The organism is Aquabacter sp. DMC10 (assembly GCF_056314145.1).
Genome location: NZ_JBQUYX010000003.1, coordinates 473,475 through 494,518, shown reverse-complemented (window position 1 = coordinate 494,518; position 21,044 = coordinate 473,475). Strand labels below are relative to the sequence as shown.

Below are 21,044 nucleotides of genomic sequence, written 5' to 3'. Positions count from 1 at the left end.
AGGCGGGACCCGCATGGGGACCCGTCCGCGACGGGGTGCGTCAGGCAATCCCGCCTGCCCTGAGGTGCGCACCGCTGATGGCGTCTTCATGGCAGAAACCGGGACCAAACGGGATGATCGCTGCGGAATGCGCCTCCGCCGTCAGGTGTGGCCATGGGGCAACACCCTTGGTGCTCATGACCGCAGCGGCGACCAGGCGGGGTCCGACCCATAGCCGGGGGTCGGCACCTTCAGCTCGTTATAGCCGGTCACATCCACCGTGAAGAGGTTCGGTCCGCCCGCTCCGACGGGATCGCGGAAGAACATGATGACCCGGCCGTTGGGCGCGAAAGTGGGGCCTTCATTGTGATAGCCCTCGGTCAGGACGCGCTCGCCCGAACCGTCCGGCTTCATGATGCCGATGGCGAACTTGCCTTCCGCCTGCCGGGTGAAGGCGATGACATCGCCGCGGGGCGACCAGACCGGCGTGTTGTAGCGGGCATTGCCAAAGGAAATGCGGCGAGCCCCCGAGCCGTCCGCATTCATGACATAGATCTGCGAGGTGCCGCCCCTGTCGCTCTCGAAGCAGATCTGGCGCCCGTCCGGAGAGTAGCAGGGGGCGGTGTCGATGGCATTGGTGTCGGTGAGGCGCGTGGTGGCCTTGGAGCGCAGGTCCATCACGAAGATGTTGGCATTGCCCCCCTGCTGAAGGCTCATGATCACCTTCTGGCCATCGGGCGAGAAGCGGGGGGAGAAGCTCATGCCGGGGAAATTGCCCACCACTTCGCGCTGGCCGGTCTCGATATTGAGCAGCAGCACGCGCGGGTCGCCCCGCCCGTAGGACATGTAGGTGATTTCCTGGCTGGTCGGGGAGAAGCGCGGAGTGAGCACCAGTTCGTCGCCCCGGGTCAGGTAGGTCACGTTTGCCCCGTCCTGGTCCATGATGGCGAGGCGCTTCACCCGGCGGTCCTTGGCGCCGCTTTCGTCCACATAGACGATGCGGGTGTCGAAATAGCCCTTCTCGCCGGTGAGCCGCTCATAGATGGCATCGGCGATGATGTGGGCGACGCGGCGCCAGTTCTCCGGCTGGGTGAAATATTGCTGGCCGAGCAATTGCTGGCCGGCGAACACGTCCCACAGGCGGAACTCCACCTTCAGCCGCCCGTCGCCCTGCCGGGTGACGCGACCGGAGACCAGCGCCTGGGCATTGATGGACCGCCAGTCGGGAAAACGGGGGGCGAGATCCGGGTTCTGGATCACCTCAAGGAAGGTCTTGGGGTCCAGTGGCGTGAACAGGCCCGAGCGCTTGAGATCGGCGGAGACCACGCCGGAGATGGCGCGGCCCTGCTCGGTGTCGCCCACGAAATCGGTGATGGCGATGGGAATGGGCTGGGGCGCGCCGGACTGGATGTCGATGCGCGGGGCAGCCATGAGCGGGCGGGAGAGCAGGCCGACCGATCCCGCGGCCACGGCACCGCCAAGCACCACTTGCCGGCGGCTGGGGCGGAAGAAATGGAAATCCTTGTCGTTCGGCACGTCGACCCTCGCCTTCTGTATCGGCCTCCCGAACCACCGGGGAACCCCGTCCCGCCGGCCTGGCCTCTTGTCCCACCACAAGGCGGCACCCGTCCGGGTCCGCCTCCTCGCGCAGGCCTTTCGGCCGCTGTCATGACCTTATGGCGCCCTGCCCCCACCCACCCGGCCCGCGTCGCGGGCCGGCCGGAGGCCTAGCCACCAAACATGTTGGGGAAGAAGCGGGGTTCCAGCTCCTTCCAGGAATCATACTTCTCGGCCTTGAACATCGTATAGGGCTGGCACTGGATCAGCGCCCGCTGGGCGCTCAGCGCGAAGGCATCGAACACCGCCTTCTGGTCTGGATTCATCTGCCCGTCGGTGATGACCGGAGGCTGTGCCAGGGTGCCGTCCCGATTGAGGCGCAGGAGGATGTACACATAGATCTTGTCATCGGAAATGTGCGGCATCTTCCAGCATTGCTTGACCTTCTCGCGGAAGGCGTCGAGCTCGGTCAGGCTGAGCGCCGGCGCATCGCCCTTCGGCGCGCCGAGCGACGAGATCTGCGATTGCGTCGCGCCGGTCGCCGCCTGGCGCTGGGGCGTGCGCTTGTCCAGCAAAGCGGCGATCTGGTCGGCGTCGAACTTCTGATTGTTCTGCGTCTTGGCGTCCGCCTGCTGCTTGGGCGGGTCCTTGGGCGGTGCCGGCTTCTTGGGCGGCAAGGGCGTGGGCGGCGTCTGCTTGGCCTCGTCCGGCTTCTGCTGCGCTTTCAGCGCCTCATCCGCCTTGGGGGGCGGAGGCTCGGCCTTGGGCTGCTGCTGCGGCTCGGGCGGCTTGGGCGCCGGCTCCGGCGGGGGGGTGGGGGCCGGAGGCGGGGCGCTCGCCTGGGTGGGGGCCACCTCTTCCTTCTCGGTCACCTTCAGATTGGGGTCGGGGGTGGGCTTTTCAACGTCCACCTTCTCGGCCATGACCTTGGGCGGCTCGTCCTTCTTGCCCTTTTCATTGCCCTTGGTGAGCTTGGACACGTCGGATGCGCTCACCACCTCCACGGGGATGGCTTCGGGCGGCACGTCAAAGGGCCTCGGCGTCGCGAAGGACACCAAGGCCAGGACGAGGATCGCCCCGTGAACAATGGTCGATGCCGTAAGTCCGACCCGCATCCCGACCCGCTCAGCTCCCCTGCTCAGCCTCGGTCACCAGGGCGACCTTCTTGAATCCCGCGCCCGACAGGCGCCCCATGACGCGCATCACCGCGCCGTAATCCACTTTCTTGTCGCCGCGCACGAAGATGCGCTCGTCATAATTGCCCTTGGTGACGGCCTGGATCTTGGTGATGAGATCCTCGTACTTCACCTCGCTCTCGCCGATGAAGATCTGGCCTTTGTCGTTCAGGGACACCGTGATGGGGTCCTTGCTCTGATCCATGGACTTGGCGGCGGTCTGAGGCAGGTCGATGGGCACGCCCACCGTCATCAGCGGCGCCGACACCATGAAGATGATGAGCAGCACCAGCATGACGTCCACCATGGGCGTCACATTGATGTCGGCCATCACCGGCGCGCCGCCGCGATGGCGCCCGCGCCGTCCCTGACGCCCCTGCCGTCCCGCGCCGCCTGCGGACATGCCCATGGCGTCAGCTCCGCTCGTCGATCTGCCGCGAGAGGATCGCGGAGAATTCGTCCGCAAATCCCTCCAGGCGCTGGGCCTGGCGCCCCGCCTGGGTGATGAACTTGTTGTAGAAGATGGTCGCGGGAATGGCCGCAATGAGGCCGATCGCAGTCGCGAACAGCGCCTCGGCAATACCCGGCGCCACCACCGCAAGGCTGGTATTCTTGGACGCGGCGATGGACTGGAACGAGGTCATGATGCCCCAGACCGTGCCGAACAGGCCGATGAAGGGCCCGGCCGAGCCCACCGTCGCCAGCACCAGGAGCCGACTTTCCAGCCGCTCCACCTCGCGGGCGATGGTCACGTCCATTACCTTCTCGATGCGCTGATTGAGGCCGGCAAAGGAGCGGGCACCACTTTCATAGGTGCGCTTCCACTCCCGCATGGCGGCGACAAAGATGGCGGCCATGGCCTGGTTGGGGCGACCCGCCAGGGACCGGTAGAGGTCCTCCAGGCTCTGGCCCGACCAGAAGACCTGCTCGAAGCGGTCCATTTCCTTGCGGTTGCGGGCGAACAGCAAGGTCTTGTCGACGATGATGGCCCACACCCACACGGAAGCAGCGAGCAGGCCCAGCATCACCAGCTTGACCACGAAATGGGCCTGGAGGAAGAGGCCGATGAGGGAAATGTCCGCCGCCGGGGCGGCAAGCGCGCTCTGTGCCACGTCGGCAGGGTTCATCGAACATCCTCGGATTCGAAAGGCCGCGCGCGCAAACGCGGCGTTGGGTCGGGCAGGACGAGGGCCCGCCGGCCGTCGGCTCTTTCCAGGCTGACTCTGTCCAAACTTTGACGATTCTTACGGCGAAGCAGCATGGCTGCCTCCCCGCAATTCACACCAACAAGGTTAAGGCACCGTTATCGCTGCAATGCAACACAGCGCCTTGCAACCTGTCAGGATGCGGCTCCTTCGCCGTTGCCCACCGCAAGGGCATCCTCCAGCGTCGCCTTGCGCAGCGCATCGGGAATCCGTCGCGCGCGGCCCTGCGACACAAAGGCCACGCGCACATTGGCGTTCACCAGCGCCTCGCCATTCCGGCGGACACTCTGGGCCAGCATGATGGACGCGCCGGCCACTTCCTTCGAGAGCGTCACAACCTCCAGCACGTCGTCGATGCGCGCGGGCTTCAGGAAATCGATCTGCATGGAACGCACGACGAAGTGAAAGCCCGGCGCCTCGTTCGCGGCTTCCGCGAACAGCGCGCCCTGCACCACGCCGAGCAGGCGCATATAGTCGGAGCGACCACGCTCCATGAATTTCAGATAATTGGCGTGGTAGACGATGCCCGAGAAGTCGGTGTCCTCATAATAGACCCGCAGCGTCAGGCTATGCCCGCCGGGAATGAGGCGGCCGGCCAGATGGGGATGGGCTTCAAGCTCGCCCGGCGCGGTCGCCCGCTCCCCGCTGATGTCGTTCTTCATGCAAACTCTCTCGCGGCTTCGCGCGCCCCCATGGGACGACGGTACGATTGGAGCAGCACCTACTCCCCCTCATCGAACAGAGGCAAGCTCGATGGCGGGCGCACCGGCTCGGGGAGGCCCAGATGCCGGAAGGCGCCGGCGGTGAGCATGCGCCCGCGCGGGGTGCGTTGGATGAAGCCCTGCTGCACCAGGAAGGGCTCGACGATTTCCTCGATGGCGTCGCGCGGCTCGGACAAGGCGGCGGCCAGCGTCTCCACCCCCACCGGGCCGCCGCCATAATGGCTGGCGATGACCGTGAGATAGCGCCGGTCCATGGCATCGAGTCCGGCATCGTCCACTTCCAGCGCCGAGAGCGCCCGGTCGGCGATGGCCCGGTCGATGATGTCGGAGCCCGCCACCAGGGCGAAATCGCGCACCCGGCGCAGCAGGCGGCCGGCGATGCGCGGGGTGCCCCGGGCGCGCTTGGCGATCTCGCGGGCCCCGTCCGGCGCGATGCCGATGCCGAACACGCGGGCGCCGCGGGTGACGATAAATTCAAGCTCGTCAATGGTGTAGAAGCTCAGCCGGACAGGGATGCCGAACCGGTCCCGCAGCGGCGTGGTGAGCAGGCCCGAGCGGGTGGTGGCCCCCACCAGGGTGAATTTGGGCAGGGAAATCTTCACCGAGCGCGCTGCCGGCCCCTCGCCGATGACCAGGTCCAGCTCATAATCCTCCATGGCCGGATAGAGGATTTCCTCCACCGCTGGCGAGAGACGATGGATCTCGTCGATGAAGAGCACGTCGCGCTCTTCCAGATTGGTCAGGATGGCCGCGAGGTCGCCCGCCTTGGCGATGACCGGGCCGGAGGTGGAGCGGAAGCCGACCCCCATTTCCCGCGACATGATCTGGGCGAGCGTGGTCTTGCCGAGGCCGGGCGGCCCCACGAACAGCACATGGTCCAGCGCCTCCTGGCGGGCGCGGGCGGCCTTGATGAAGATTTCAAGGTTCGCGCGCGCCTGGGCCTGGCCGACGAAATCGGCGAGCCGCTGCGGACGCAAGGTGGCGTCGGCTTCGTCTTCGGCACGCTTTTCGCCGGCAATGAGGCGGGTCATGGAGGTCCTTGGCTTGCGAGTCGTCGGAATCTAACGCCTTGGCGGCCTGGCGCCAAAGGGCGCCTATTTGGCCATTTCCTTGAGGCCCAGGCGGATCAGCGTCTCGGTCGTCGCCCCCTCCCCCGCCGCGCGGACGGCAGCGGCGATCGCGGCTGAGGCCTGGGCGGGGGGATAGCCCAGATTGGTGAGGGCGGAAATGGCGTCGCTGACGGCACTCGGCAGGCCGGCCGGGGCATCGGCCAGGCCCGCCCCGCCGGGAAGGATCGGCTCGAAGCCGCCCAAGGCCGGACCCTTGTCCTTCAGTTCCGTGACGATGCGGGTGGCGACGCGGGGGCCGACGCCGGGCGCCCGGGCCAGCGCCGCCTTGTCGCCTCGGGCGATGGCTTCGGCCAATTCCGAGGGGCGCAGGGTGGAAAGCACCGCCAGCGCGGTCTTCGAGCCGATGCCCTGGATGCCCTGGAGCAGGCGGAACCACTCCCGTTCCGCTTCGCTGGCAAAGCCATAGAGCCGGATCAGGTCTTCCCGGACCATCATCTCGATGAACAAAACCGTTGCTTCGCCGAGGCGCGGCAAGGCCTGCAAGGTGCGGCTGGAGCAATGGACCTCATAGCCGACGCCATGCACATCAAGCAGCACATGGTCATCTGCAAGGCCGTCCACGACGCCCTTCAATTTCCCGATCATGCCCTCTCTCCAACCGTCAGGGCGCCGGAAAATCCAGTCATTTCAAGCAGGCCCACAGAAGAACGAGGGTCGCCACCGCGCCGAGCCCGGTGCGCACCATGTGCAATTGGCCCCAATTCTCGATCAGCCGCTGGCTGTGGGCATCGGCCTTCTCCTCGCCGAGCGCCAGGAGCTGGCGGTTGGTGGGCATGATGCCGATGAGGGTGAAGGGCCAATTGGCGATCAGAAGCACCGATCCCGCCAGAAATGCCCAGTCGCGGGTCAAGGAAAAAGCGGTCGCTGCCAGAAGACAGCCAAGCACTGCCAGGCTCGCCTGCATGGCGAAACCTCTTTTGTAGGCAGGTTTCCATTGCCGCAACTGCCCGGCGGGCTCCAGCATCAGCCGGGCGGGTTGCTCGGCCACATTGATGTAGAAGGCCGCGCCCGTGAACACGGCCGACACCACCAAAGCCAGATGGCCCCACAGCATGAACGATCCCTCGCGCACCAGACCCGGCCATCATCCTACCTTGCCGCGCGCAGAAGCGCAGCCGCGCCGCGATGATGGGCGTGGGTGATCGCGACCGCCAAGGCGTCGGCGGCGTCCTCGGTCTTGGGGTCCGCCTTCGGCAGGAGGACGCCGATCATCATGCGAATCTGGGCTTTTTCGCCCCGGCCGGTGCCCACCACGGTCTTTTTGACCAGCAAGGCGGCATATTCGGCCACCGAGACGCCGGCGAGCGCCGGGGCGAGGAGGACGACGCCGCGGGCCTGGCCGAGCTTCAAGGTGGAGGACGGATTCATGTTGACGAAGGTCTCTTCCACCGCCGCCTCATCCGGGCGATAGCGATCGAGCACCTCCGCCAAGCCCTTGTAAAGACAGGCCAGACGCTCCGCCATGGGGGCGTCTTCCGGGGGCAGGATGGTGCCGCAGGCCACGTAGGAGAGACGCGATCCCTCCGCCTCCACCACCCCCCAGCCGGTGCGGCGAAGGCCCGGGTCAAGTCCAAGAATGCGAATCAGGCCGGTCATGGGCCCAAACTGCGCCGGACGCCCCGGCGGGCCAAGGGGAAAGCGCTGCGGGACCCCGCCTCTCCCGCTGTCGTCCGGCATGGCTGCTGCACTGCACCAGATGACGGTTCGGTGACGGACATGGCGCAAAGATCCTTGCGTCATATGGGTTTATGGTGGCTCCCACTGCTCACGGAGCCTCTCCTTATGTCCTTGCACAGCCCCGCTTTTTCAAATCCCGGGCCGGTCCCGGCGGGGGTCGCCGGAGGCGCGCCGGAGGCGCCGGTCGCCCTTCCCGCGACACCGGCGCTCGCGGTCAAGCTGGATGTGAGCCATGTGGGCTTCCAGTATGGCACCAAGCCCGCGCTGAAGGACGTGACCTTGCCGGTCTATGACCGGCAAGTGACCGCCTTCATCGGCCCCTCGGGGTGCGGCAAGTCCACTTTGCTGCGCGTTTTCAACAGGATGTATGATCTCTACCCGGACCAGCAGACCACCGGACATGTCTTCATGGACGGGGTGGACATCCTGGGGCGGCAGACCGACCCGATCGCGTTGCGCGCTCGGATTGGCATGGTTTTTCAAAAGCCTACGCCTTTCCCCATGTCGATCTTCGACAATGTGGCCATGGGGATCCGGGTGGCCAATGACCTGTCCAAGTCGGAGCTGGAGGGGCGGGTGGAAGATGCCCTGCGGCGGGCGGCCCTGTGGGAAGAGGTGAAGGACTGCCTCAAGAAAAGCGGAACCAGCCTGTCGGGCGGACAGCAGCAACGGCTATGTATCGCCCGCACCATCGCCGTACGGCCGGAAGTCATTCTTCTCGACGAGCCGTGTTCCGCGCTCGACCCCATCACAACCGCGAAGATCGAAGACCTGATCGACGACTTGAAGAGGGAATATACAATCGTCATCGTCACCCACAATTTGCAGCAGGCGGCGCGGGTGGCCGATTATACGGCCTTCATGTATCTGGGGGAGGTCGGGGAGTTCGGCCCCACCATGGAGCTCTTCAACACCCCCCGCAACGCCCGGACCCAGGCTTATGTGGAAGGTCGGTTCGGTTGAACGGCAATCAGAAAGACGCATGCGAGCGTAAAAGCGGGGGCATCTTCCCAGCCTCTGCGCGCTTTACTTCGGCAGAGCGCGGTTAGGGAAAGCTGTTCAGAGTCCGTGCGGTGAAAAATTGGGCAGACTCAAGGCTCCAAACGCGCTGCCGCCGTTCAAAACACTGATGAAGACCGAAAGAGGTCAGTGCGTTACGCTGGTAGACAGCAGATTGACCACCAGGACGCCAGCAATAATCAGCCCCATGCCCACGATGGCGGCCAGATCCAGCTTCTGGCCATACAGAATGGCCCCCGCCCCCGCCACCAGGACGATGCCAACCCCCGACCAGATGGCATAGGCCACCCCCACCGACAGGGTCCGCAAGGTGAGGGAAAGGCAATAAAAAGCAATGATATAGCCGACCCCGACAATCACCGACGGCCACAGCTTGGTGAAGCCTTCGGACGCCTTCAGGGCCGAGGTGGCGATCACTTCCGCGCAGATGGCGATGAACAGGAGGAGGTAGGTCATGGCCAAGTTAAGGCGGACGGCGACGGCCAAGTCAATGCTTTCCGGGCGACCGGAACTGCGGTGAAGTGGCCCTTGAGCACAGCAGATCTCGGTCGAACCGACCGCCTTAATGGAAGTTCCTCCCCTTGGGCATGGCGGCGCCCACGGAATCGGGCTCCGGTGCCCCTGCGCGGGCCCCGCCGGAGGCCTCCGGCAGGCGGTCCTGCCCGCCCGCCCGCATCCCGTCCATCCGCGCCCGGATCTCCGCCGCCCGCCCGCCCGGGGCCCGGCCGCCCCGGGCCTTGCCCAGTTCGTCGGAGGGCATGAGGGGGGCGATGCGGGCGCTCTCGCTGCCCACCTCTTCCAGCAAGGGGCTCCAGTCCTCCACCTTGTCGGCCACCAGGTGGATCACCCCCCCTTCGTTCTGGAGCCGGCCCTGCACCCCCACCAGGCGGGCGCCCATGACCTGCGGCCGGAAGGTCTCGAACACCCGGGGCCAGATGATGATGTTGGCCCAGCCGCCCTCATCCTCGATGGTCATGAAGATGACGCCGCTGGCGGTGCCCGGCCGCTGGCGCACCAGAACGAGGCCGGAGAGGGTGAGCCGGCGGCCCGAGCGCAGCTCCGGCAGGCGGTCGCAGGGGGTGACGCCCCGCTCGGTGAGGCGCGGGCGCAGGAAGGAGACCGGGTGCGCCTTCAAGGAGAGCTTGAGATGGCGATAATCCGCCACCACCTGCCCGCCCGGCGGCAGGATGGGCAGGTCCACGTCCGGCTCGCGGGGGGTGGAGGCGGCGCGGAACAAGGGCAGGTCGTCCTTGTCGCCGGAGCGGCGCAGGCCCCGCACCGCCCAGAGCGCGGAGCGCCGGTCGAGCCCCAGCGAGCGGAAGGCATCCGCCTCCGCCAGCCGCTCCAGGCTTGAAGGGGGCAGGCCGGTGCGCAGCCACAGGTCGCGCACGCTGTCATAGCCGCGCCCCCGCCGCTCGGCCACGCGGCGCCCGTCCGCTTCCCTCAAGCCCTCCACCTGCCGCAGGCCGAGCCGCACCGCATGGGCGGCATTGAGGTCGCCGCGCATGTCTCCATGGCGGGGATGGAGGCGGGCGCGGGCCGGCAGAGCGGCGGCCGGTTCATCCCCCGCTTCCCGCTCCAGGCCATGGTCCCAGGCGGAGGCGTTCACATCCACCGGGCGCACGGCGACGCCATGTTCCTGGGCATCGCGCACCAATTGGGCGGGGGCGTAGAAGCCGAGCGGCCAAGCATTGAGCATGCCGGCCAGGAACACATCGGGATAGTGGCACTTGATCCAGGCCGAGGCATAGACCAGCAAGGCGAAGCTTTCCGCATGGGAGCGCGGGAAGCCATAGGAGCCGAAGCCCTCGATCTGCTTCCACAGGCTCTCGGCGAAATCCCGGGAATAGCCCTTGGCGGCCATGCCGGCGATGAGCTTGTCGTGGAAGGTGCCGATGGTGCCCACGCGCTTGAAGGTGGCCATGGCGCGGCGCAGCTGGTCGGCCTCGCCGGGGGTGAAGCCGGCGGCGACGATGGCGATCTGCATGGCCTGTTCCTGGAACAAGGGCACGCCCAGGGTCGGCTCCAGCACCTCCCGCAATTCCTGTGAGGGGTAGGAGACAGGGTCCAGCCCCTGCCGGCGGCGCAGATAGGGGTGCACCATGCCGCCCTGGATGGGGCCGGGCCGCACGATGGCCACCTCCACCACCAAATCCTCGAACTTTTCCGGCTTCAGGCGCGGCAGCATGGTCTGCTGGGCCCGGCTTTCCACCTGGAACACGCCCACCGAATCCGCCCGCTTCAGCATGGCATAGACCCGCCCGTCCGCCCACGGCACGTCGCTGATGCGGGCGAAATGCCGGCCATAGCGCTGGTCCAGCAGGGCAAAGCACTTGCGCAATGCCGTGAGCATGCCCAGCGCCAATATGTCCACCTTCAGCAGGCCCACCTGCTCCAGATCGTCCTTGTTCCATTCGATGATGGGCCGCTCCTCCATGGCCGAGCGGGTGAGCGGCACGGTCTCGTCCAGCCGGTCATGGGTCACCACCATGCCACCCACATGCTGGGAGAGGTGGCGGGGAAAGCCGTTCAGTTCGCGGGAAAGGGCCAGCGCCTGGGCAAGGCGCGGATCGGTGGGGTCGAAGCCGAGCCGCCGGGTCTCCTCCGCGCTCACCCCGCCGGAGGACCAGCCCCACACGGTGCCCGCCAGCGCGCCCACCGTGTCCTCCGACAGGCCGAACACCTTGCCCACCTCGCGCACCGCCGAGCGGGTGCGATAGGTGGTGGTGGTGGCGGCCAGCCCCGCATGGGCGGCGCCGTAGCGCTCATAGATGAATTGGAGCACCTCGCCGCGCCGCTCGTGCTCGAAATCCACGTCAATGTCCGGCGGCTCGTTGCGGTCGGCGGAAATGAAGCGCTCGAACAGGAGCGAACTCTTCATGGGGTCCACCTCGGTGAGGCCGAGGCAGAAGCACACCGCGGAATTGGCGGCCGATCCCCGCCCCTGGCACAGAATGTCCCGGCTGCGGGCAAAGCCGACAATCTCGTTCACGGTGAGAAAATAGGGCGCATAGCCCAATTGGCCGATAAGGCCGAGCTCATGGGCGAGCAGCCGGCGCACCTTCTCCGGCACCCCGTCCGGATAGCGCTGTTCGGCGCCCCGCCAAGCGAGCGCGGCCAGCGCCGCCTGGGGGCTGGCAAAGCCCTCCCGCGCCTCGCGCGGATAGGTGGGCTTCAACTGGTCCAGCGAGAAATCCAGGCGGGAGAAGAAGGCGAAGGTTTCGGCCACCGCCTCCGGCGCCGCGCGAAACAGGCGGGCCATCTCGCGCGGCGGCTTGAGGTGGCGCTCGCCATTGGGCTCCAGCAGCCGGCCCGCCCCCTCCAGGGTCACATGGGCGCGGATGCAGGCGAGCACGTCCTGCAAGGGCCGGCGGTCGGCCGCATGATAGAGCGCATCGCCCACCGCCAGCAGCGGCAGGCCCGCCCGGTGCCCGGTCTCCGCCAGGCGGGCGAGGCGCCGGCCGTCATCGCCGAGGCGCGGCATGGTGGCGGCGAGCCAGAGCCGGTCCGGCGCCGCCTCTTTCAGGCCGGCGAGAAAGCCGGGAAAGGCCTCCGGCAGCCGGCGGGGTGGCAGCACGGCCAGGCACATCCCCTCCTGCCAGTCCAGGAGATCGGCCAGGGTGAGGAGGCAATCGCCCTTGTCCGCCCGCATGTTGCCGGCGGTGAGCAGGCGGCAGAGCCGGCCATAGGCGGCCCGGTCGGTGGGATAAGCGAGGATATCCGGCGTGCCGTCGGCAAAGGCGAGCCGCGCCCCCACCGCCAGCGGCAGGCCCACCGCCTTGGCCTGGGCATAAGCGCGCACGACGCCGGCCAGGGTGTTGCGATCGGCAATGCCGAGGCCCGCATGCCCCAGCGCCTGCGCCGCCACCACATATTCCTCCGGGTGCGAACCGCCCCGCAGGAAGGAGAAATTGGTGGTGATGGCCAGCTCCACATAAGGCGGCGGCGCGGGATGGGGACTCATGGGACGCCTCCCTCGGACGGACCCAAGGGGAGGCGCGGCGCTCTTCGGGGACGCGGAGCCGCTCCGCCGCCCGCCCTTGGGCGAAAAGGGACCATGCGGCGCGCAAGATGCCGGGACGGGACAGCGTGCCGAAGGCTTGGCGCGCAGGCGGTCTTCGGCGCGCGGCAAGCTTTCGGAAGGGGACGACCGGGGAGCGGAGCAGAGACGGCCCGGGACCACCGGGCGATAGGCCGGGCGCAACGGGGGAGAGAAAAAGCGGGAAGGAGGGGAGCGGACCGGGAGGCGAGCGGCAACGGCCGGTGCGCCAGCCGGAAGCCGCGCGGCGGCTGGGACCGGGCCGCCCGGAATGCCCGAGCCGCCCGCCTGTACCGCCATGTCGGCGGGGGCGAGCGCTCGCCGGCCTCCTCGCACAGGACACCGGGCGAGGCGGGGGCGCTGGACATGGAACGGGCCGGGGGCGAGGGCACGGCCGAGTGGGGGCCGGCCCCTTGAGGTCGACCGACAACGGGCGCCCGATACGCGGACGGGCGAAAGGGGACCACGGCCGCACCTCAGCCGAACTGGCCATGCACATACCAGGCCGGCAGATTCGGGCCGGTGCCGTAGAGGCCGGCGCGGAACAGCCAGAAACGGTGCCCCTCCACCGTTTCCACGCGAAAATAATCGCGCGTGGGGGAGAGGCCATCCTCCCGCCACCAGGGTGCGGCGATGCGCTCGGGACCTTCCGCCCGCAGCACCAGGTGCGTGACCCGGCGCCAGCGGAAGCGCAGGGGCGGCCCGTCCGGCACCTCCGCCACCGCTTCCGCCGGCTCGGGATAATCGAGAAGCCGCAAGGGGCGGGCGGGGCCAGAAAGATCGGCGCGGGCCGCATCCGGCGTTCCCTCCGGACGCATCGTCAGCCCGGCGTGAAGGTGGGCGCGGGGCGGGGCGAGGGCCGTTGTTCCCTCGCTGCGCCCGTGGGCCGATGGGCCGGCGCGGGACGTGAGAGGGGATGGCGTCTCTCGCGGGCGGAGGGCGAGAGAAGAGGCCGCCTCTCCCGGCCCGGACGGCAAGCGCAGGGCGGGAGGGGACGGCGTTTCAGCCGGTGGCGCTGTCCGCCCCGCATGAAGGCGGGCGTGGGGCGGGGCGATCGTCGTTCCGCCACCGTCGCGGCCGTGACCCGGCAGGCCGGTGGTGGACGCCAGCGGAAAGGCCGTCTCGCCCGGCCCGGGCGGCGGGGGGACGACGAGAGCGGGCGGGCTATTCTCAAGGCTCTCCGTCAGCCCGACGTGAAAGGCGGGGCGGGGCGGGGCGAGGGCTACGGTTCCCTCGCTGCGGCCGTGAGCCGATGGGTCGGCGCCAGATGCAAGCGGGAATGCCGCGTCTCCCACCCTGGGTAGCGGACGGAGGGCGAGAGAGGACGGCGCCCTCTCCGGGCGCGGCGTCGGCCCCGCGTGAAGGTCCCCATGGGGATGGGCGAACGCCGGGGTTCCCGCGTTGCGCCCGGGGCTCGGCAGGCTCGCGTTGGAGGGGAGAGGAGAGGCCGCCTCCTCCGAACCGGACGGCGAGCGGAGTGAGGGAGAGCGCGCCATCTCCCCGGACCCAGGCGGCGGGCGGAGGGAGATAGGAGAGGCCGTCCCCCCTCGCCCGGACAGAGGGGGCGGAGCGGGAGCGGAAGGGCGCGCGGGGACCGATGGGCCGGTGCTGGATGTGAGAAGGGATGCGGCCTCCCCCGGCCCGGATAGCGGGTGGAGAGAGGGAGAGGGTGCCGCCCCTCCTCGCCCGGACAGCGGGCGGAGGGCGACAGGAGAGGCCGTCCCTCCCCGACCGGACGGCGGGCGGAAGGCGGGAGCGGGAGCGGGAGCGGGAGTGGAAGGGTGAGCGGGAGCGGCATCTTCCGAGCGGGCGTGCAGCCCCCCTTGCCCTTGCCCTTGCCCTTGTCCTTGCCCTCCCCCTTGAACTCCCCCCGGCCCCGCCCCATCCCCAGCGGCGGGCGCCGCGCCATTCCCCTTCGCCCTTCCCGGCTCGGGCCGGCCGAGCCCCACGGTGAGGACGTCCTCCGCCGACGCGGGCGGGGCGCGGAAGGCGCGGGCGGGGCCGGCTTGCCGGGCATAGTCCTGGGCGGGGACGAGGCGGCCGGCGGCCTCGGGCATGTGGGCGTCGGCGCAGGTGGGCACCAGAATCTGGGCGCGGCCGAAGCGGGCGGCGAGGCGATCCAGCAGCCGGTCCACCGCCTCCTCCGCCGCCCGCTGCGCATCGAACCCGTCCTGCCGGGCGTCCATGGGCTCGGCGAGCGGGGCGGACAGGCGGATGAGGTCGAAGCCGAAGCCGGCATCGAGGCTGGAAAGCTGGGCCACCTTCTCGGCGAACAGGCGCTGGACGAGGGCGGGGTCGCGCAGCGGCCGGCCGGTGCCCACGTGGAGGCGCGTCACCTTGCCGTCCACGCGGAACAAGGCCAGTTCCAGCCGCCGGGCGCCAAGGCCGTGGCGCTCCAGGAGGCCGGCGAGCGAGCCGGCCAAATGGCGGGCGAGGCCCAGCACGTCCTCCACCCGCTCCACCGGCTCGGCCAGCGCCTTGTCCACGCTGAAGCGCGGCGGGGGAAAGCGATAGGTGAGCGCCGCCCGCCCGCTGATGAGCGCGCCGTCCAGCCGGTCCATGAGGTCGGCGCCGAAGCGGGCGGCGAGCGGGGCGCGGGGCTTGTCCAGGAGGTCGCCGATGCGGGTGAGGCCCAGGCGCGCGAGGCTCGCCAGCAAGGCCGGCGCCAGGCGCAAGGCGGCGAGCGGCAAGGGCGCGAGGAGGGGCCCAAGCTCCGTTCCCTCCGGCACGATGAGGCTGCGGCGGCCGCCGAAGCGAGCGAGCGCGGCGGCGGCATCGGGCGTGGTGGCGATGGCGGCGCGGGCGGAAAAGCCCACCATGGCCACGCGGGCGAGCAGATCGCGCGCCAGCCCCGCCTCGCCGCCAAACAGATGGGCGCAGCCGGAAATATCCAGGATCAGCCCGTCCGGCCCGTCCAGCGCCACCAAAGGCGTATAGCGGGCGCAGGCCTCGGCGAGGTCCTCCAGGATCTTCTGGTCGGCTTCCGGGGCGTGCGGCTCCACCACCAGGTCAGGATAGCGGGCGCGGGCATCGGCCAAGGAGAGGCCGGCGCCAAGGCCGAGCGCGGCGGCGGGCGCGTTGAGGGCGGCCAGGCGCAGGGCGCTTTTTTCCATGCTCACGGTCACCCGTGGCAGGGCGCGCTGGTCAGGCGACAGAGGCCGTTCCAGGCGATCCGTGGGCAGGCGCTCCAGCCAGAGCGCCAGATAGCGCCGGCCGGGGGACGGGCTCGCGGGGGAGGACGGACGCGGGGTGGTCATGCCGCGCCTCCCCGTCCGGCCCGGCGAGACGGAAGCCGGCGGCATTCACTTCCAGCGTCCAGGCGCCGGGCGGGCCCATGCGGTTGCGCACCAGGGCGGCGGAGAGACAAGGCGGCCCGAGCCCGCCATAGGCATCCGGCCGGCTCGGGGCGGGGGCGAGCGTCCAGCGGGTGCGGGCGGCGCAGGGCTCGGGGCTGCGCACGGAGCGCAGCAGCAGGCCGAGCGTGCCCCCCGCCTGCGCGGCGAGCGCCAGGCGCCGGGTGGCGGTGAGGGCCTCCGGCAGGGGGGAGGCCACCTCGCCCAGAATGGCTGACAATCCCGCGCATTTCAGAGCCTCCTCCATCACCAGCAAGGCATCCTGCGCCTTGCGCACGCGCACCAGGATGAGGCTGCCTTCCGGCAGCCCCCGTTCGGCAAGGCCCGGCCCGTAGAGGGTGCCGGCCTCAAGCATGGCAAGGTCCTGCTGGACCACCAGGACCGGTCGCCGCAGCTGCCGCCCGGCCCGGGCAGCCACCGCCAGGGCGAAGGCCATGAGCGCCCCCTCCCCCCGCGGCGCGCGCACGGACGCCTCGTGCAGGGCGCCGAGCGTGAGCCCGCCGCCGAGGCACGCATCCACCTCCGGCACGCCCAGCGGCAGGCATACCTCCCCGGCCGGGGCGCTCAGCCCCTCCCGGGAGGTGGGGCGGTTGGACCCCGGGTGGGTCTGGGCGCCACCCCGCTCGAGCGCGGCAATGCGCTGCCGCAGGCCCGCAATCTCCATTGCGTCCGAAGGAGCCATCATCCGGCCAGTGCTGCTTGTGTGTTCTCTATTTGTTCTTATAGATTCCGAAAGCCGGCGCGGGAGTCAAGCCGCTCCCGCCGCGCCCGTGCCCTCCCGGTGGGCCACGTCCTCCATGCGATCCAGGCGCCGCAAGGGCGGGCACAGGAGAAAGCCTGCGACAGTCACGCCCAGGATAAATAGCCCGCCCGCCGCCACCGCCGGCACCGCGCCCATCAGCCCGCCCATGAGGCCGGCGCGGAAATCGCCCAACTCATTGGAGGCGCTGATGATGACCTGATTCACCGCATTCACGCGGCCCTGCATGGCGTTGGGGGTGGCCAATTGGACCACGGTGGTGCGCACCACCACACTCACCATGTCGGTCGCCCCCGCCACCGCCAGAGCGAGGCAGGAGAGCGCCAGATTCGTCGACAGGCCGAAGGCGAGGATCGCCACGCCATGCAGCGCCACCGCCGCGAAGAAGATGGGCCCCGCATGGCGCGCCAGCGGCCGGCGGGCGAGCAGCAGCGCCACAATCACCGCCCCCACGGCGGGTGCCGCCCGCAGCAGGCCGAGCCCCACCGGGCCGGCATGAAGGATGTCCTTGGCGAACACCGGCAGCAGCGCCACCACCCCGCCCAGCAGCACCGCGAACAGATCCAGCAGGATGGCGCCGAGAATCAGCGGCTGGCTGCGCACGAAGGCGATGCCGGCGAGGACGCGGGCGGCCATGGTGACGCCGTGAAGGCCGGTCTCGCTGGGAATGGCCGGGGGAATGTGCATACGCGCCCATACCAGCGCCGAGCCGAGACCGAGGAGCGCCACCGTGCCATAGGCCACGTCCCGCCCGGCCAGCAGCAGCAGCCCCGCCGCCGCCGGCCCGGCGATCACCGCGAACTGGCTGATGGTGGAGGCCCAGGCCACGCCGCCCGCCAATTGCTCGGGTGGCAGGATCTGGGGCAGCAAGGCGGGCAGCGCCACCCGGTTGAAGGCCGCGCCCACGCCAAACAAAGCGGTGAGCCCGATATAGGGCGCCACCCGCTCCACCCCTTGAAGCCCCAGCAGCAGGAAGCCGAAGGAGGCGCCGCACATGATGATGGAGGAGACGGTGAGCAGGCGCGAGCGGCTCACCCGGTCCGCCCAATCGCCGATGACGAGGCCCAGCAGCACCATGGGCACGAACATGGCAAGGCCCACATAACCGAGCGCCACCGGGTCGCCGGAAAACTCGTAGATGTGCCAGCCCACCACCACCGCCTGCATGCGGGTGACCAGATTGCTGCCGAGCCGTCCCGCGAGATAGGCGCGAAACCGCGCATCACGCAGCGCATCGGGGCGGGCGGGGGCGGGATCGGCGCTCAAGGGAAACCTGCGAGACGGTGGGCGGCACGGGGCCGTGCCCTCGCGTTTACGCCCTTCTGGAGCCGGGCACAATTTGGGAGAGGCGCGCGCAAGCGCCTGTGATGGGGTGCGGCTCAGAAGCCGCTTTGCATCTTCTTGTGAAGGCGCGTCTTGGCCTCGCCCCCGCCTTCGGCCAGGAAACGGCGGGCGATGGTTTCTTCCTCTGGCGTGAGGACGGGATCAGAGGGGGCGGGCTTGGCCGCCTGCTTGTAAGCAGTGGCCTCCAGGCCCACAACCGCGTGGCCAGCCTTCACGCGGGCCTGGGAGGTTGCTTCCCCTTCACCGGCCCCCGCCTTCCGGGGCTGCTGACGATGCGGTTCCATGCGCGCCTTCATAGCACTTCTCGCAAGACGATCACATAGCCCTTCTCGCCGACCCAACCGCCCTCGCTCACGAAACGCGTACGCGGCAGGAAGAGGACTTCCTGTTCCAAAGGATCATCCGAGTACATCATGATCGGCCGGCCGGTCAGGGACGATATCAGCATCAAAACGTTGCCAGCATATGCCGCCTGGATATCGAGCGAGGTGCTGGTGAACGATTCCAATCTGTGCGCGGTTCCTTGTGCGAAACGCTCCGGCACTGGACCCAACACACCATCATCCCAAACGCCGCGATAAACGCGCTTTTGGATGGGCGGGATTTTCTCCAGGCCGTCCATCAGAAGCCGGCAGAAGCCGCGCTCGGTCTCCGGGATCGGAAGTCCCTTCCGCAGGCGCGCATTCATCGCCCCGACAGGATGAGCGGATGCGGACCAGACCCACAAAGCCAGCCGCTCATAGGGCGTGAGGCCATAAGGATCAGACGGGCGATCAAAGCCACACCGCTGCTTCGCGGCAGCCAAGTCGTCCACCAGCCCGACGAACAGATGATCCACCGCCCAACCCAGGATTGCGCCAAGCACAAGCTAAGCGCACCTCTTCCCCTGGGACAATCCCCTCACCGCTCCGTCAGCTTCAGCTCAATCCTTCGGTTGCGCGAGAGCGCGTCGTCGGTGGTGCCGCTGTCGAGGGGCTGGTATTCGCCGAAGCCGGCGGCGATGAGGTGTTGGGGCTGGATGCCCTTGGAGATGAGATATTGCACCACCGCGATGGCGCGGGCAGCGGACAATTCCCAGTTGGAGGGGAATTGCGGGGTGGAGATGGGGCGGCTGTCGGTGTGGCCGTCCACCCGAAGCGCCCAGTTGATGTCGGGGGGGATCTTCTTTTCCAGCTCAAGAATGGCCGAGGCCAGGGGATCGAGGGCGGCCAGCGCCTCCGGGCGCAAGGTGGCCGAGCCGCGATCGAAGAAGATTTCCGACTGGAACACGAAGCGGTCGCCGACGATGCGCACATCCGGGCGGTTGCCAAGGATCTCCCGCAGCCGGCCGAAGAATTCCGAGCGGAAGCGGCTCAGCTCCTGCACCCTTTGGGCCAGCGCCACATTCAGGCGGCGGCCGAGATCGGCGACCTTGGCCTGGCTTTCCTGGTCGCGCTTCTCGGCGACGTTGAGCGCCTCCTCCAGCGCCGCCATCTGCCGGCGCAAGGCGGCGATCTGCTGGTTGAGAAGCTCCACCTGGGAGAGCGCGCGCGCCGCCGCGTCGCGCTGCATGTCCACCTCGCGGGAGAGCGCCTGCTCGCGGGAGGGGTCGGGCGCGCCGGGGGCGGTGGCGATCTGGCCGCGCAGCCGGTCGCGCTCCGCCTCGGTGGCGGCAAGGTTCGCGCGCAGCGTGCTCAATTCCCCTTCCGCGCCCTGGCTGGCGGCCCGCTCCAGGGACAAAAGCTCGGTCAATTGCCGGATCTGGGATTGCAGGCGCTGGAGCACCGTGTCCTTGCCCGACATTTCCTGCGTCAGGAAGAACTGGGTGATCATGAAGACGGAGAGCAGGAAGATGAAGACCAGCAGCAGGGTGGACAGGGCGTCCACGAAGCCGGGCCAATAATCGATGGTGCGGTCGCGGCCGCGCCGTCCGAGCGCCATGGCTCAGCCCCCCCTGTTGCCGTGGGTCTCGTTCTCGAACGCCTCCATGCTCTGGTCCAGCCGGTCCACCACCCGGCGCAATTCCTGCTGTTGGGCGCCCTGCACCTCGATCATCTGCTTCAAGAGCGCCTGTTCGGAGCGCATATGGGTGACGAGGCCCTGGAGGCTCTCGGCCAGATGCGCCATGGCGGTGGTCACCCGCTGGGAACCGGCCTCCGTCATGGTGCGCTCCAGCCGCTCGATGGCCACCACGAGCGGCTCCACATCGAGGGCGGGCGGCGGCGGCAAAGCGAGAGTGGGCAGTTCGGGATGGGCGATCACGGCGTGCCGCGCTACCGGCACCGGCGCGGGCGGGCCGGCGGGGCCATCGCCAATGTCGCGCACGGTGGTGGAGAGCCAGTCCTCCAGGTCCGTATAGAAGCGGTTCTGCGCCTGGCCCGCCTGGAGGTCCAGGAAGCCCAGCACCAGCGAGCCGGCAAGGCCGAAGAGCGAGGACGAGAAGGAAATGCCCATGCCGCCCAAGGGCGCGGCAAGGCCCCGCTTGATCTCCTCGAACACCGAGCCGCTGTCCGGCTGGATCTCCAGCGCGCCGATCACCCCGCCAATGGAGGATACCGTCTCCAGCAAGCCCCAGAAGGTGCCGAGCAGGCCGAGGAAAACGAGCAGGCCAGTCAGATAGCGCGCCGTGTCCCGCGCCTCGTCGAGGCGGGTGCCGATGGAATCCAGAATGGAGCGCATGGTGGCCTGGGAAATGGCCATGCGGCCCATGCGGTCGCCGAGCAGCGCCGCCATGGGCGCGAGCAAGGTGGGCGCGCGGGAGACGGCCAGCCCGGGGTCGGCGAGGCGGAAGGAATTCACCCATTCCACTTCCGGGAACAGCCGCGCCACCTGCCGGATGGCCAGGATGATGCCGATGGCCAGCACGCCGAAAATCACGCCGTTGAGGCCGGGATTGTTCAGGAAGGCGTCGAGGATCTGCCGGTAGAGCACCGCCGCCAAGGCCACGCAGAGCGCCAGGAAGATCAGGATGCGCACCAGGAAGATGCGCGGGGAGGAGACCTTGAGGAAAGGATCGACGTTGCGCGCCATGGATGCTCCCGCGTCCTTCCGGTCCTGAAATCCCGGCCCGCGCGCCACCGGCGCAAGGCGCGCGGCGGGGCCGG

At 69.0% G+C, this 21,044-nt stretch carries 19 protein-coding genes; 1 reads left to right on the top strand and 18 read right to left on the bottom strand.

Annotated elements, in window-relative coordinates; genetic code table 11:
* Window positions 1-174 precede the first annotated feature (174 nt).
* The 9 genes from tolB to ruvC all read right to left on the bottom strand — a co-directional run bounded on the left by tolB (window position 175) and on the right by ruvC (window position 7,364).
* The gene (gene tolB, locus ACT54L_RS10950) at window positions 175-1,515 is read right to left on the bottom strand and encodes a Tol-Pal system beta propeller repeat protein TolB (RefSeq protein WP_476085605.1); all 1,341 of its coding nucleotides are present in this window, start codon (window positions 1,513-1,515) and stop codon (window positions 175-177) included.
* A gap of 191 nt (window positions 1,516-1,706) precedes the next feature.
* Window positions 1,707-2,651, bottom strand: coding sequence for a hypothetical protein (locus ACT54L_RS10945; RefSeq protein ID WP_476085604.1), 945 nt, complete (start codon window positions 2,649-2,651; stop codon window positions 1,707-1,709).
* Window positions 2,652-2,661: 10 nt separating this feature from the next.
* Complete coding sequence (tolR, locus tag ACT54L_RS10940) at window positions 2,662-3,120, bottom strand: protein TolR (RefSeq protein WP_476085603.1); 459 nt, start codon at window positions 3,118-3,120, stop codon at window positions 2,662-2,664.
* 4 nt (window positions 3,121-3,124) lie between these two features.
* Window positions 3,125-3,838: a protein TolQ gene (tolQ, locus tag ACT54L_RS10935; protein ID WP_274777783.1), complete on the bottom strand. Its 714-nt coding sequence runs from the start codon at window positions 3,836-3,838 to the stop codon at window positions 3,125-3,127.
* Window positions 3,839-4,050: 212 nt separating this feature from the next.
* Window positions 4,051-4,578: a tol-pal system-associated acyl-CoA thioesterase gene (ybgC, locus tag ACT54L_RS10930; protein ID WP_476085602.1), complete on the bottom strand. Its 528-nt coding sequence runs from the start codon at window positions 4,576-4,578 to the stop codon at window positions 4,051-4,053.
* Between the two features lie 59 nt (window positions 4,579-4,637).
* A complete protein-coding gene (gene ruvB / locus ACT54L_RS10925) occupies window positions 4,638-5,669 on the bottom strand; it encodes a Holliday junction branch migration DNA helicase RuvB (protein WP_476085601.1) in 1,032 nt (343 codons plus the stop codon).
* Between the two features lie 63 nt (window positions 5,670-5,732).
* Window positions 5,733-6,353, bottom strand: coding sequence for a Holliday junction branch migration protein RuvA (ruvA, locus tag ACT54L_RS10920; protein WP_476085600.1), 621 nt, complete (start codon window positions 6,351-6,353; stop codon window positions 5,733-5,735).
* Window positions 6,354-6,390: 37 nt separating this feature from the next.
* Window positions 6,391-6,819 (bottom strand): anthrone oxygenase family protein, encoded by a 429-nt coding sequence (locus ACT54L_RS10915; protein ID WP_476085776.1) that lies wholly within the window; start codon window positions 6,817-6,819, stop codon window positions 6,391-6,393.
* A 38-nt stretch (window positions 6,820-6,857) separates the two neighbouring features.
* Entirely contained in the window at window positions 6,858-7,364 is a 507-nt protein-coding gene (gene ruvC, locus ACT54L_RS10910; RefSeq protein ID WP_476085599.1) for a crossover junction endodeoxyribonuclease RuvC, read from the bottom strand.
* Window positions 7,365-7,550: 186 nt separating this feature from the next.
* On the opposite strand from ruvC, the gene pstB reads away from it, so the two are divergent.
* Complete coding sequence (pstB, locus tag ACT54L_RS10905) at window positions 7,551-8,408, top strand: phosphate ABC transporter ATP-binding protein PstB (RefSeq protein ID WP_476085598.1); 858 nt, start codon at window positions 7,551-7,553, stop codon at window positions 8,406-8,408.
* Between the two features lie 183 nt (window positions 8,409-8,591).
* Here pstB and ACT54L_RS10900 read toward each other — a convergent pair whose 3' ends face one another.
* The 9 genes from ACT54L_RS10900 to ACT54L_RS10860 all read right to left on the bottom strand — a co-directional run bounded on the left by ACT54L_RS10900 (window position 8,592) and on the right by ACT54L_RS10860 (window position 20,970).
* Window positions 8,592-8,921 carry a DMT family transporter gene (locus tag ACT54L_RS10900; protein WP_476085597.1) on the bottom strand — a complete coding sequence of 110 codons (330 nt, stop codon included), beginning with the start codon at window positions 8,919-8,921 and terminating at the stop codon, window positions 8,592-8,594.
* 106 nt (window positions 8,922-9,027) lie between these two features.
* On the bottom strand, window positions 9,028-12,429 hold the full coding sequence (locus ACT54L_RS10895) for an error-prone DNA polymerase (RefSeq protein WP_476085596.1): 3,402 nt from the start codon (window positions 12,427-12,429) through the stop codon (window positions 9,028-9,030).
* 551 nt (window positions 12,430-12,980) lie between these two features.
* A complete protein-coding gene (locus ACT54L_RS10890) occupies window positions 12,981-15,761 on the bottom strand; it encodes a Y-family DNA polymerase (RefSeq protein WP_476085595.1) in 2,781 nt (926 codons plus the stop codon).
* Window positions 15,649-16,521, bottom strand: a complete 873-nt coding sequence (locus ACT54L_RS10885; protein WP_476085594.1) for an ImuA family protein — start codon at window positions 16,519-16,521, stop codon at window positions 15,649-15,651. Before ACT54L_RS10885 ends, ACT54L_RS10890 begins: the two co-directional genes overlap by 113 nt.
* Before the next feature lie 84 nt (window positions 16,522-16,605).
* On the bottom strand, window positions 16,606-17,883 hold the full coding sequence (locus ACT54L_RS10880; RefSeq protein WP_476085593.1) for an MFS transporter: 1,278 nt from the start codon (window positions 17,881-17,883) through the stop codon (window positions 16,606-16,608).
* Window positions 17,884-17,996: 113 nt separating this feature from the next.
* Complete coding sequence (locus ACT54L_RS10875) at window positions 17,997-18,245, bottom strand: hypothetical protein (RefSeq protein WP_476085592.1); 249 nt, start codon at window positions 18,243-18,245, stop codon at window positions 17,997-17,999.
* Between the two features lie 8 nt (window positions 18,246-18,253).
* Window positions 18,254-18,799, bottom strand: coding sequence for an ADP-ribosyltransferase domain-containing protein (locus ACT54L_RS10870; protein WP_476085591.1), 546 nt, complete (start codon window positions 18,797-18,799; stop codon window positions 18,254-18,256).
* A 62-nt stretch (window positions 18,800-18,861) separates the two neighbouring features.
* Complete coding sequence (locus ACT54L_RS10865; RefSeq protein ID WP_476085590.1) at window positions 18,862-19,881, bottom strand: peptidoglycan -binding protein; 1,020 nt, start codon at window positions 19,879-19,881, stop codon at window positions 18,862-18,864.
* Window positions 19,882-19,884: 3 nt separating this feature from the next.
* Complete coding sequence (locus tag ACT54L_RS10860) at window positions 19,885-20,970, bottom strand: flagellar motor protein MotA (protein WP_476085589.1); 1,086 nt, start codon at window positions 20,968-20,970, stop codon at window positions 19,885-19,887.
* Window positions 20,971-21,044: the final 74 nt, after the last annotated feature.

What these genes read in the sequence shown, in the direction of transcription:
- ACT54L_RS10885 (WP_476085594.1), bottom strand. Translation starts at nt 16,521, where the DNA reads ATGGAGATTGCGGGCCTGCGGCAGCGCATTGCCGCGCTCGAGCGGGGT.
- tolQ (WP_274777783.1), bottom strand. Translation starts at nt 3,838, where the DNA reads ATGAACCCTGCCGACGTGGCACAGAGCGCGCTTGCCGCCCCGGCGGCG.
- tolR (WP_476085603.1), bottom strand. Translation starts at nt 3,120, where the DNA reads ATGGGCATGTCCGCAGGCGGCGCGGGACGGCAGGGGCGTCAGGGACGG.
- ACT54L_RS10895 (WP_476085596.1), bottom strand. Translation starts at nt 12,429, where the DNA reads ATGAGTCCCCATCCCGCGCCGCCGCCTTATGTGGAGCTGGCCATCACC.
- ruvC (WP_476085599.1), bottom strand. Translation starts at nt 7,364, where the DNA reads ATGACCGGCCTGATTCGCATTCTTGGACTTGACCCGGGCCTTCGCCGC.
- ruvB (WP_476085601.1), bottom strand. Translation starts at nt 5,669, where the DNA reads ATGACCCGCCTCATTGCCGGCGAAAAGCGTGCCGAAGACGAAGCCGAC.
- ACT54L_RS10860 (WP_476085589.1), bottom strand. Translation starts at nt 20,970, where the DNA reads ATGGCGCGCAACGTCGATCCTTTCCTCAAGGTCTCCTCCCCGCGCATC.
- ACT54L_RS10875 (WP_476085592.1), bottom strand. Translation starts at nt 18,245, where the DNA reads ATGGAACCGCATCGTCAGCAGCCCCGGAAGGCGGGGGCCGGTGAAGGG.
- ACT54L_RS10865 (WP_476085590.1), bottom strand. Translation starts at nt 19,881, where the DNA reads ATGGCGCTCGGACGGCGCGGCCGCGACCGCACCATCGATTATTGGCCC.
- ruvA (WP_476085600.1), bottom strand. Translation starts at nt 6,353, where the DNA reads ATGATCGGGAAATTGAAGGGCGTCGTGGACGGCCTTGCAGATGACCAT.
- ACT54L_RS10890 (WP_476085595.1), bottom strand. Translation starts at nt 15,761, where the DNA reads ATGACCACCCCGCGTCCGTCCTCCCCCGCGAGCCCGTCCCCCGGCCGG.
- ybgC (WP_476085602.1), bottom strand. Translation starts at nt 4,578, where the DNA reads ATGAAGAACGACATCAGCGGGGAGCGGGCGACCGCGCCGGGCGAGCTT.
- pstB (WP_476085598.1), top strand. Translation starts at nt 7,551, where the DNA reads ATGTCCTTGCACAGCCCCGCTTTTTCAAATCCCGGGCCGGTCCCGGCG.
- ACT54L_RS10900 (WP_476085597.1), bottom strand. Translation starts at nt 8,921, where the DNA reads ATGACCTACCTCCTCCTGTTCATCGCCATCTGCGCGGAAGTGATCGCC.
- ACT54L_RS10945 (WP_476085604.1), bottom strand. Translation starts at nt 2,651, where the DNA reads ATGCGGGTCGGACTTACGGCATCGACCATTGTTCACGGGGCGATCCTC.